Origin of the sequence: Paracoccus fontiphilus (genome assembly GCF_017356265.1) — a bacterium.
Lineage (GTDB): Bacteria > Pseudomonadota > Alphaproteobacteria > Rhodobacterales > Rhodobacteraceae > Paracoccus > Paracoccus fontiphilus.
Genome location: NZ_JAFNAW010000040.1, coordinates 21,881 through 32,453, shown reverse-complemented (window position 1 = coordinate 32,453; position 10,573 = coordinate 21,881). Strand labels below are relative to the sequence as shown.

The window sequence follows — 10,573 nt, the reverse complement described above, 5'->3', positions numbered from 1 at the left end:
GGCGCAGCACGGCGGCGCGCTCGGCGGCGGGCGCGTCCCAGGGGCGCGCGTCGTCGATGGCGCGGGCGGCAGTGTCCGCGTCCGCCATCATCACGGTGGAGATTTTCTCGCCCGTGGCGGGGTTCACCACGTCCTGCACGCTGCCCGAAGGCTGGGACACCGTCAGCGGCACCACGTCGGGCATGGCCACGTCGCGGGCAGCGTTGATCCGGGCCAGCGTCTGTTCGTCGCTGATGTCGAATCCGGTCGAGTTCGGGCGCGAGGCGCCGAACAGCGCCGCAGGCGCCAGCAGCGAGGCAGGGGCCTTGGCGGTCGGCAGCGCGTCGAAGGGATCGCGGGCAACCTCCTCGGGGCTGACGGACTCATCCACGATCTGGTTCACGAAGCTGCTGTTGGCACCGTTTTCCAGCAGGCGGCGCACCAGATAGGCCAGCAGGTCGCGATGCGCCCCCACGGGCGCATAGATGCGGCAGCGGCCCGCCGTTTCGCGCAGCACGATGTCGTGCAGGCGTTCGCCCATCCCGTGCAGGCGCTGGAATTCGAAGCGGATGTCGCCCGCCATTTCCAGGATCGCGGCGACGGTGTGGGCGTTATGGGTCGCGAACTGGGGATAGATGCGGTCGGCGTAGCCGATCAGCTTGCGGGCGTTGGCAATATAGCTGACATCCGTGGCGATCTTGCTGGTGAACAGCGGAAAGCCGGGATGGCCCTCGACCTGGGCGCGCTTGACCTCGCTGTCCCAATAGGCGCCCTTGACCAGCCGCACCATGATGCGCCGGTCCAGCCGCTGCGCCAGGTCGTAGAGGAAGTCGATCTTCTGGCCTGCGCGCTTGCCATAGGCCTGCACCACCACGCCGAACCCGTCCCATCCGGCCAGCGAGGGGTCGGACAGCACCGCCTCGATCACCTTCAGCGACAGGACCAGCCGGTCCTGCTCCTCGGCGTCGATGTTCATGCCCATGCCTGCGGCCTTGGCCTGTTGCGCCAGCCGCAGCACCACGGGCACCAGTTCGCGCATCACGCGGGCTTCCTGCGCGACCTCGTAGCGCGGGTGCAGCGCCGACAGCTTGATGGAAATACCGGGGTTCTTCTCCACCGATCCCTTGGTGCAGGCCCTGGCGATGGCCGCGATGGCGTCGCCATAGGCGCGGTCATAGCGCGCGGCATCGGCCCCGGTCATCGCCGCCTCGCCCAGCATGTCGTAGCTGTAGGTGAAGCCCTGCTTTTCGCGGATCTTCGCGCGGTCCAGGGCGTCGGTGATGGTCTGGCCCAGCACGAACTGGCGGCCCATCTCCTTCATCGCCCGGCCCACGGCAGTGCGGATCACGGGTTCACCCAGGCGGCGGACCATGCGGCGCAGCGTGCCCGCCTGATCGTCGTCCAGGACCTTGCCGGTCAGCATCAGCGCCCAGGTCGAGGCATTGACCAGCGACGACGAGGCCTCGCCCAGGTGCCGGCCCCAGTCCGACGGCGCGATCTTGTCCTCGATCAGGGCGTCGATGGTGATCTTGTCGGGAACGCGCAGCATCGCCTCGGCCAGGCACATCAGGGCCACGCCCTCGCGGGTGGACAACCCGTATTCGGCCAGGAAATGCTCCATCAGCGAGGGGCGCGCCTCGGCCCGGATGCGGCGCACGAGATCGGCGGCGCGGGCGGTGATGGCCGCGCGGGCATCGGGCGACAATCCGGCCTGGGCGCTCAGGCGTTCCAGAAGCTGTGCCTCGTCGGCGAACTTGGCCTGGGTGGAAAAGATGCTGGAACTGACGGAAGCCATGCCGATCTCCTTGACTCGATCGACCGAGAATACCAAGGAAAGGCTAGGCGGTGTTCCTAAAAATGGACCGTGCCGTGGGCTGATGGATCATTGTTGAGGATATTTTCAGGATGAATGACAGGCTTGATGCGCATGATCGCAGGATATTGGCCGAACTGACCCGGAACGCGCGCATTCCCGTGGCCGAGCTGGCCCGCAAGGTGGGGCTGTCGAAGACCCCCGTGGCGCTGCGCATCAAGCACCTGGAGGAGATGGGCCTGATCACCGGCTATCGCGCGATCCTGTCGCCCCTGAAGCTGGGCCTGACCCACGTCACCTATGTCGAGGTCAGCATGAGCGACACGCGCGAAGCCGCGCTGCAACAGTTCAACGCCGCCGTCCGCGCCATCCCCGAGATCGAGGAATGCTACATGATCGCAGGGGGCTTCGATTACCTGATCAAGGTCCGGTCGCGCGACATGGCCGATTTCCGGCGCATCATGGCCGAACGGATCTCGGGCCTTCCCCATATCAGCAACACTTCCAGCTATGTCTCGATGGAGGCGGTGGTGGAGCAGAACTTCACCTTCGGCTGACCGGGCCCTCCGGCCTGCCACGGCAGGCCGGTCATCCTGGAGCGGATGACCGGCCGAAAGGTTCAGATGACGTCCGGCACGACGTGCCGGAAGACGATGTCCTTGTCGAACCCGCTCGGACGTTCCTGCCTTTTCCCGAACTTGGGCTTCTTGAACTTGACCCTTTCATAGGGGATCGAGGACAGCAGGTGGGTGATGGCATTGATCCGCGCGCATTTCTTGTCGCTGGAATCGATGACCCACCAGGGCGCCGTCTCGGTATCGGTCATCCGGATCATGTCGGAATAGGCGGCGGTGTAGTCCCACCAGCGGCGGTAGGATTCGACATCCATCGGGCTAAGCTTCCACTGCCGCGCCGGATCGTCGACGCGCTGACGGAAGCGGCGCTCCTGTTCCTCCTCCGACACGTCGAGGAAATACTTGAGCAGGATGACGCCCGCCTCGACCAGCCAGGATTCGAGTTGCGGCAGGCCTTCCAGAAAGCGCTTGACCTTGTCCTCCGGGGTGAAGCCCATCACCCGCTCCACTCCGGGGCGGTTGTACCAGCTTCGGTCGAAGATCACGATCTCGCCTGCGGCCGGAAGCTGGCTGATATAACGCTGCATGAAGACCTGTGATTTCTCGCGGTCACTGGGCGCGGGCAGGGCCACGACCCGGAAGACGCGAGGGCTGACCTTTTCGACGATGCGCTTGATCAAGCCGCCCTTGCCTGCCGCGTCCCGGCCTTCGAGGATCACGACGATGCGCGCCCCGCTATGCTTGACCCATGCCTGGAGATGCGCAAGCTCGACCTGAAGGCGGGCGATCTCTCGTTCATAGGTCTTGCGATCCAGCTTGGCTGCCCGGTCCCCCGGGCCCCCGTCGCCGGCGTTATCCTTGTTCTTCTTCACGATGACCTCCTTCCTGTTCCTGGTCATTCATGTCCGAGGCGGGTCTGCGGACGTGTCCGCTGCGCCTGGTGCTGCGGCCTCGAAAGCAGCCAGCGCGTCGTCCAGGTCATCAAAGATCATCTCGCCCCCGATGGCGTCGGCGATGCCGCAGCGTTCCAGCAAAAGCGCCACCCCGGACTGCACCTCGTTCAGACCCATCCGGATGCCGCGCGCGTCCAGGTCGCGGCGCAGCCCCTCCAGCATGGACAGGGCAGTGCTGTCGACCTGGGCCATGGCCGAGGCGTCGATGATCAGCCAGCGCGCGTCGGCAGCCTGTTCCGAGATGATCTCGCGCAGCCTGGCCTCGACGTGTTCCGTGTTCAGGAACAGAAGGTCGCCCTGGATGAAGCAGATGACCAGGCCGGGGATCTGCCGGATCTCGGCCGAGCGGTGCAGCTTGTAGAAGCCGGTCCGCCCCGGGATCCTGCCCAGCAGCACGACCTTCGGATGCATCTCCTTCAGGATGACATAGACAAAGGTCGCCACGATTGCCACGACGACGCCTTTCAGGACGCCGAAGCTGATGGCGCCGGCCATGGAGATCAGGGCAAAGCCGAATTCGACCCGGCTGATGCGCCAGATCTGCCGCAGGCCTTCCAGATCGATCACGCTCAGCGCCGCCGAGATCAGGATCGCGCCAAGCGCGGGGATCGGCAGGACGCGAAGATAGCTGGCAAAGAAGGCCATCGCGACGGCCAGGACGAATCCGGCCGTCAGACCGGCAACCTGGGTCTTGCCACCGACGGCCAGATTGACCGCGGTGCGGGAATCCGACGAGGTGACGGCAAAGCCGCCCAGCATCGCCGAGACGATATTGGCCGCCCCGAAGCCGCGCAATTCCGCATTGGGATCGACCGTCTCTCGGGTTCGTTCGGCAAAGCTGCGCGCGGTGATGATCCCCGAGCCGAAGCTGACGACGAACACCGCGGCGGCGCCCAGAACCAGATCGGCAAGGGGCAGCCCGGCATGGAACGGAAACGAAAGCGACGGCAGCCCGGTCGGCAAGTTTCCCACGATCCTGATGCCCATGGCCTCGAAATCGAAAGCCGCCGACAGCACGCCGGCCAGCAGCACCACGATCACCGGGCCGGGTATGCCGACGGGCCGGACCCTGACGATCTGCAGGATCGCGAACATCGTCAGGGCAAGCAGCAGCGACGGCCAGTGGACGGCGCCCGCCTTGCGCGCCAGTTCCGCCAGCGGCCTCAGCAGCCCGTCGGATTCGATCGTCACTCCGGTCACGCGGCCGATCTGTCCCACGATGATCGAGATCGCCACCCCGATGAAGAAGCCCGCCAGGATCGGGCGCGACAGAAGGCTGGCGATCTTGCCCAGCTTCAGCGCGCTTGCCGCAAAGCAGATGAGCCCGACGCAGACCGAAAGGATCGAGGCCGCATCCACAAGCTCTGCCTGTGAAAGCCCGGGCATCTGCTGCAGGACGGTGGCCATGACGGCCGCCAGGACGGCCATGGTCGCCGCGTCCGGTCCGACGATCAGCCGGCGCGAAGGGCCGAGAAGCGCATATCCGACGACCGATCCGATGCTGGCATAGATGCCGGTTTCCGGAGGAAGCCCGGCGATTGCAGGATAGGCGATGGCACTGGGGATGCCCACGGCCGCTATGGCAAGCCCTGCAGAGATGTCGGATGTCAGCCACTCCGGACGATAGGGCCGCAGGCTGGGCAGCAATCGCGGCACAAGGACAAGGCGGCGCGCTGTCATCTGCCCGACGGCCTCCTGTCCGTTGCCGGGCCGGAAAGGCCCGACTCCGGTGGCCGTGCCCGGATCGGCTTCATCGACGGCCCCGCCTTTCCCTCGCCGGGTGGCTGCGGCCGGACTCGAACGCCGACTGGCCATGGGCGAGGGGCGGGGCCAGAGACTCCTCGACCCTGCGCAGAAAGGCGGCGGATACCGGCCGCGTGTGAGTGGCCGGCAGCACGTTCGACGTGCCTGTCGGGCAGCACCGTCTCGATCCGCGGGCGCGGGATCGCCGCAGGCGGGCGCTTGGGACGGGCAACGAACCCCTCGGGAGCGTGCGGCCCGGCGAGGGGTTCGCGCGTGCCGGGGCGTGGACCGCTACGGTCCAGACGTTCCCCGGTCGGGACAATTGCCAAGTTTCTCACGGCAGAACCCCCATGCAGGACGGCGTCATCTGCCCGCATGTCCGGATTCTAGAAGTTGCAGACACATGCCTGCCATCGCGGCCATGTAAATTACTGTTAGCCTTGCGCTTGCCCCCTTTTCCCTTGACGCCGAAGGTCGAGATCGGGCCCGGTCCCCCCGCGACGAGAGGCTTGAGGCTGATCCGGCAGGTGGCAAGCGGTGGCACCTGTGGTCAGGTCACGCTTGTGCCCGTCGCCCGCCAGCGATGCAGGCGCACCGCCCAGGCCGGTTGAAGGACGCAGTTTCCGGAAACCAGGCCGCCGCCTGGAGAGCAAGACGGCCGGTCGCTCTGCATGGAAACAAATCGCCTACCAGCTTTGCAGGGGCCGAAGATGGGGCGTTTTCTTGCTGACATGCCCGCGCATCCGGTCCAGCAGGTGGTCCAGTTCGGAAATGCCCTGCAACAGGTATGGCCCCTTGTTCAGCATCACGCATTCGGCCCGCGCGGCCATGGCGGCGTCCGTCATCTCTCCGCGCGACGGCAGGCCGGACTTGAGATAGCTTTCCAGGACCTGCGTCGCCCAGATCACCGGCACCTGGGCGGCCTCGCCCAGCCACAGGATCTCCTCCTGCATCTCGGCCATGCGGGCAAAGCCGATCTCGACCGCCAGATCGCCGCGCGCGATCATCACGGCGGCGGGCTGGCTGCCTGCGGCCTGCACCAGCATCTCGGGCAGGTTGCGGACGGCCCGGCCGGTCTCGATCTTCAGGACCAGCCCCAGATCCTGCCAGTCGTCTGGCCTTTCCCGGGCCAGGGCGTCCTGCAGCTGGCGCACGTCCTCGGCGTCCTGCACGAACGAGAACTGCACTGCGTCGGCATGTCGGGCCACGAAGCGGAGGGTCTGGCAATCCTCGGCCGTCAGGGCGGGGGTGGCGAAGTCGGTGTCGGGAAAGTTCATGCCCTTCTCGGGCTTCAGCTTGTAGCCCTTGCCTGCCGGCGCATTCGTGACCCGCAGGACCGCGCCCCAGCTTTCGCGGCGGATCAGGTCCGCCGCCAGCTTGCCGTCGTCCAGAAAGACCCGCTCGCCGGGGCGGGCCGCCGCCAGGGCCGCGGCCAGCGTGCATTCGGCCGCCGGAAGGCCGTCGGGAACCGCGTCCAGTTTGCCGGGCAGGGCGATGGCCATCTCGTCGCCCTCGAACACCCGCTTGCGCCCCTTGGCCAGGCGCAGCGCGCCGGTGCGGATCTTGGGACCGGCCAGGTCCATGAAGGTCTTCATCCGCTGGCCCGTCTGCCGGCCCGCCTCGGCCACATGGCCGATCATGCGGGTCCAGGCCGCTTCGTCGTCATGGGCGCAGTTGATGCGCACCGCTTCCACACCCAGGGAGGCGAGGTTGCGCGCGAAGCCGGGGTCGTCGGCCGCCTCCGAGGGAAGCGTGACCATCAGCCGCACCGGGCTGTGGGGCGACAGCGGGCCGAACAGTTCCTCGGCCCGCTGGGCGATCGCTGCCTCGCCGGCGTAAAATCGCTCCGAGGGCACGGGCTGGACCGCCGTGCCGCCCGTTGCCGCGCGCACCATGGCGATCACGGCCGCTAGTTCCGCCTCGACCCGGGCCTCGGCACGGCCCAGCGATGACAGGCCGAACCGGACAAGCTGGCGCTGGAGCGGGCGGATGTCCTGCTGGCGCAAGGCCAGGTAGGCGGCGAAATTCGCCGCGCTGTCGGCAAAGCCGTCTCGCCGGATCATCGGCTTCCAGGTATCCAAGATGGCGGCGGCCCGGGCGGCGACCTTGGACTGCAGGGCTTCAAGATCGGTCAGGATCTCGGACAGGCCGGCTTCGATCATGGCGGGTTCCTTTTGCCCCCCAGGCTAGGGAAGAAGGATGACAGGATGGTGAAGGTTCCTGCGGGGCCATCCTCGGCCGGCAGAGGCTTCGTGTCACCCTGAGTCTTGTCGCAGTGTACTGGCCTGTCGAAGGGCATGGCCTTTGCTGCCAGCGACGACGACAGCCTGATTTCCAGCCCCGCCTGAAGCAGCCCGACTGCAAGCCCGCGGTTCCCTGCAATCCGGCTTCAGACGGCCTTGACCTGGTTGACGCGCCTCGACAGCGCCTCGTGGCTTTCGACGCGTTCGGAATAGCGGTCCACCAGAAGGTCACGGATGTCGCGGGTCAGCAGGGTGAAACGCACCAGTTCCTCCATCACGTCCACGATCCGGTCGTAATAAGACGAGGGCTTCATCCGGCCCGCTTCGTCGAACTCGTCCCAGGCCTTCGCGACCGAGGACTGGTTCGGGATGGTCAGCAGGCGCATCCAGCGGCCGAGAATCCGCAGCTGGTTGACCGTGTTGAAGCTTTGGCTGCCGCCGCAGACCTGCATCACGGCCAGCGTCTTGCCCTGGGTCGGGCGCACGCCGCCCAGCGACAGGGGAATCCAGTCGATCTGGGTCTTCATGACCCCCGACATCGCGCCATGACGCTCGGGCGAGGACCAGACCATGCCCTCGCACCAGCCGACGAGGTCGCGCAGTTCGGCAACCTTGGGGTGGTCGGCCGGGGCCTCGTCCACCAGGGGCAGGCCATGCGGGTCGAACAGCCGGGGCTCGGCGCCGAAGGCCTGCAGCAGCCGCGCCGCCTCCTCGGCGGCGAAGCGGGAAAAGCTGCGCTCGCGCAGCGAGCCGTAGAGCAGCAGGATGCGCGGCTTGTGGCTGCTGCGCGTGGCGGGGAACAGCGCGGACGGATCGACCGGCCGGAAGGCGCCGGGCGTGAGGTTCGGCAGGTCAGACAAGGATCTCGCCCTTTTCGTTGGGGATCATCTGGCCGTCCTCCTTGCAAAGCGGCCCGGGCGGCAGCCGATCCAGCAACGGCAGCACCCTTTCCGAAGGACGGCACAGTCGCACGCCCCTTGGCGAGGCGACGATGGGGCGATTGACCAGTGCCGGGTGCCGCACCATCGCATCAAGGATCGCGTCGTCGCTGGTGTCGTCGCCAAGCAGGCCCGGTTCGGCGGCGGTCGATTCCGTGACCCGCAGCGCGTCGCGGGGGGTCAGGCCTGCCGCGGCGAACAGGGCCAGAAGCTGCGGCCGGGTCCAGCCCTCGGCCAGATAGTCTATCACGACAGGCTCGGCCCCCGAGGCCCGGATGATGTTCAGCACGTTGCGCGAGGTGCCGCAGCCGGGATTGTGGTGGATGACGATCAACGCGGCCTCCTCAGGCAAAGCGGCTGCGGGTGCGGTTGGCGAAGGCGACCAGGGACAGCATCACCGGGACCTCGACCAGGACGCCGACGACCGTCGCCAGCGCCGCGCCCGAATGCAGGCCGAACAGGCTGATCGCCACCGCCACCGCCAGTTCGAAGAAGTTCGACGTCCCGATCATGGCGCAGGGGGCGGCGATGCGGTGGGGCACGCGCAGCGCCCAGGCCGCGCCATAGGCCAGGGCGAAGATGCCATAGCTCTGGATCGTGATGGGGACGGCGATCAGAAGGATGACAAGGGGATTGTCCAGGATCACCTGCCCCTGCAGGCCGAAGAGGATCGCGACCGTGGCGATCAGGCCCAGGATCGACCAGGGCTTGATGCGGTGCGAGAAAGCCTCGATCGCGGCCTGGCTTCCCAGGGCGCGGCGCGTCAGCAGCCCGGCCCCCAGCGGCAGCACCACGTAAAGCAGCGTCGCCAGCACCAGCGTCCGCCAGGGAACGGCGATGTCGCTTACGCCCAGCAGCACGGCCACGATGGGCGCGAAGGCCAACACCATGACCAGGTCGTTGACCGAAACCTGCACCAGGGTATAGGTCGCGTCCCCGCGGGTGAGCTGCGACCAGACGAAGACCATGGCCGTGCAGGGCGCCGCCCCCAGCAGGATCAGCCCGGCAATGTACTGTTGGGCGTCGGCAGGCGCGATCCAGGGCGCGAAGACACCCTCGAAGAACAGCACCGCCAGGGCCGCCATGGTGAAGGGCTTGATCAGCCAGTTGATCGCCAGCGTGATCAGCAGGCCCTGCGGCTGACGCGCGACCCCGGCGACGGCGCCGAAATCGACATTGACCATCATCGGATAGACCATGGCCCAGATCAGCACCGCGACGACAAGGTTGATGGATCCCACCTCGGCCCCCGCCACGGCATGGATCAGCCCGGGCGCCATGGTCCCGATGGCCATTCCGGCGACCATCGCCAGCGCCACCCACAGCGTCAGCCCGCGCTCGAACATGCCCAGGGGGCTGGCGCCGTCGGCCCTGCAGGAATCAGTCATGTCGCGTTCAGCCCTCCGACGGGATTGCGTCGCTGTTCCCGATCTCGGCGACATGGTGTTGCAGCGACATGCGGTCGATCGAGGCAAGCGGAAGGCTGGTGAAAAGCGAGATGCGCCGCTCCAGCACCTTGTAGGCCTCGCCGAAGGCCAGTCCCTGCTCGGCCGGATGCCCGGAAGCCCGGGCGGGATCGGCGACCCCCCAATGGGCCGTTATCGGCTGGCCCGGCCAGACGGGGCAGACTTCCTCGGCCGCGTCGTCGCAGACGGTGAAGACGAAATCCATCCGGGGCGCATCGGGGCGCGCGAATTCGTCCCAGCTTTTGGAACGAAGCCCGGCGGTATCGTGCCCGAGCCGTTCGAGCAGATGCAGGGCCAGGGGATGGACCTCGCCCTTCGGCATGGACCCGGCCGAAAAGGCATGGAAGCGGCCTTGGCCCCGGGCGTTGAGGATCGCCTCGGCCATGATCGAGCGGGCCGAGTTTCCGGTGCAGAGGAACAGGACGTTGTAGGTCTTGTCAGGCATGGCATCCTCGGCAGTTGCAGGTGATCTGGTCCAGCACGGGCTGGCATATCTCGGGCCGGCCGCCGCAGCAGTCCTCCAGAAGGAAGCCCAGCAACGCGCGCATCCGGTCCATGTTGGCGAAATACCGGATCGAGCGCCCCTCGCGCGCCGAGCGGACCAGCCCCGCCGCAGCCAGAACGGTCAGGTTGTTCGACAGCGTGTTCGCCCGGACGTCCAGCATCGAGGCGATCTCGCCCGCGGCCATCCCGTCCGGACCGGCTTTCACCAGGAGGCGAAAGACATCCAGCCGCATATCATGGGCAAGGGCCGCGAGCGAGCCGAGAACAGTATTCTTTTCCATATTTCATGTTTAATGGAAATAATTGCGAATTGCAAGCCGTATCTCCGTCCGGGGGGCAGATGGGATCATCAATCCTCC

General features: G+C 66.9%; 10 protein-coding genes. 1 reads left to right on the top strand and 9 read right to left on the bottom strand.

Annotation, left to right across the window (positions count from 1 at the left end):
* The coding region (locus J0F76_RS13580) for a proline dehydrogenase family protein (protein WP_207470246.1) at positions 1-1,774 on the bottom strand (1,774 nt) is incomplete at its 3' end.
* A 110-nt stretch (positions 1,775-1,884) separates the two neighbouring features.
* Between J0F76_RS13580 and J0F76_RS13575 the strand changes: the two genes are divergently transcribed.
* Entirely contained in the window at positions 1,885-2,349 is a 465-nt protein-coding gene (locus J0F76_RS13575) for an Lrp/AsnC family transcriptional regulator (RefSeq protein ID WP_207470243.1), read from the top strand.
* 62 nt (positions 2,350-2,411) lie between these two features.
* Here J0F76_RS13575 and ppk2 read toward each other — a convergent pair whose 3' ends face one another.
* From ppk2 to J0F76_RS13535, 8 genes are all read right to left on the bottom strand, one after another.
* A complete protein-coding gene (gene ppk2, locus J0F76_RS13570; protein WP_341351598.1) occupies positions 2,412-3,239 on the bottom strand; it encodes a polyphosphate kinase 2 in 828 nt (275 codons plus the stop codon).
* Positions 3,240-3,266: 27 nt separating this feature from the next.
* Complete coding sequence (locus tag J0F76_RS13565; protein ID WP_207470240.1) at positions 3,267-5,000, bottom strand: SulP family inorganic anion transporter; 1,734 nt, start codon at positions 4,998-5,000, stop codon at positions 3,267-3,269.
* A 749-nt stretch (positions 5,001-5,749) separates the two neighbouring features.
* Positions 5,750-7,225, bottom strand: a complete 1,476-nt coding sequence (locus tag J0F76_RS13560; RefSeq protein ID WP_207470239.1) for a pyruvate kinase — start codon at positions 7,223-7,225, stop codon at positions 5,750-5,752.
* A gap of 227 nt (positions 7,226-7,452) precedes the next feature.
* Positions 7,453-8,166 carry an arsenical resistance protein ArsH gene (arsH, locus tag J0F76_RS13555; RefSeq protein ID WP_207470238.1) on the bottom strand — a complete coding sequence of 238 codons (714 nt, stop codon included), beginning with the start codon at positions 8,164-8,166 and terminating at the stop codon, positions 7,453-7,455.
* The gene (locus J0F76_RS13550; protein WP_207470235.1) at positions 8,159-8,578 is read right to left on the bottom strand and encodes an arsenate reductase family protein; all 420 of its coding nucleotides are present in this window, start codon (positions 8,576-8,578) and stop codon (positions 8,159-8,161) included. The genes arsH and J0F76_RS13550 overlap by 8 nt, the downstream gene beginning before the upstream one ends.
* Positions 8,579-8,588: 10 nt before the next feature.
* Entirely contained in the window at positions 8,589-9,632 is a 1,044-nt protein-coding gene (gene arsB / locus J0F76_RS13545) for an ACR3 family arsenite efflux transporter (protein ID WP_207470234.1), read from the bottom strand.
* A 7-nt stretch (positions 9,633-9,639) separates the two neighbouring features.
* A complete protein-coding gene (locus tag J0F76_RS13540) occupies positions 9,640-10,155 on the bottom strand; it encodes an arsenate reductase ArsC (protein WP_207470233.1) in 516 nt (171 codons plus the stop codon).
* On the bottom strand, positions 10,148-10,495 hold the full coding sequence (locus tag J0F76_RS13535) for an ArsR/SmtB family transcription factor (protein WP_207470232.1): 348 nt from the start codon (positions 10,493-10,495) through the stop codon (positions 10,148-10,150). Before J0F76_RS13535 ends, J0F76_RS13540 begins: the two co-directional genes overlap by 8 nt.
* Positions 10,496-10,573: the final 78 nt, after the last annotated feature.

Excerpts from the sequence above, each read along its gene's own strand:
- J0F76_RS13575 (WP_207470243.1), top strand. The coding sequence starts at position 1,885 with ATGAATGACAGGCTTGATGCGCATGATCGCAGGATATTGGCCGAACTG.
- J0F76_RS13565 (WP_207470240.1), bottom strand. The coding sequence starts at position 5,000 with ATGACAGCGCGCCGCCTTGTCCTTGTGCCGCGATTGCTGCCCAGCCTG.
- J0F76_RS13560 (WP_207470239.1), bottom strand. The coding sequence starts at position 7,225 with ATGATCGAAGCCGGCCTGTCCGAGATCCTGACCGATCTTGAAGCCCTG.
- arsB (WP_207470234.1), bottom strand. The coding sequence starts at position 9,632 with ATGACTGATTCCTGCAGGGCCGACGGCGCCAGCCCCCTGGGCATGTTC.
- J0F76_RS13540 (WP_207470233.1), bottom strand. The coding sequence starts at position 10,155 with ATGCCTGACAAGACCTACAACGTCCTGTTCCTCTGCACCGGAAACTCG.
- J0F76_RS13535 (WP_207470232.1), bottom strand. The coding sequence starts at position 10,495 with ATGGAAAAGAATACTGTTCTCGGCTCGCTCGCGGCCCTTGCCCATGAT.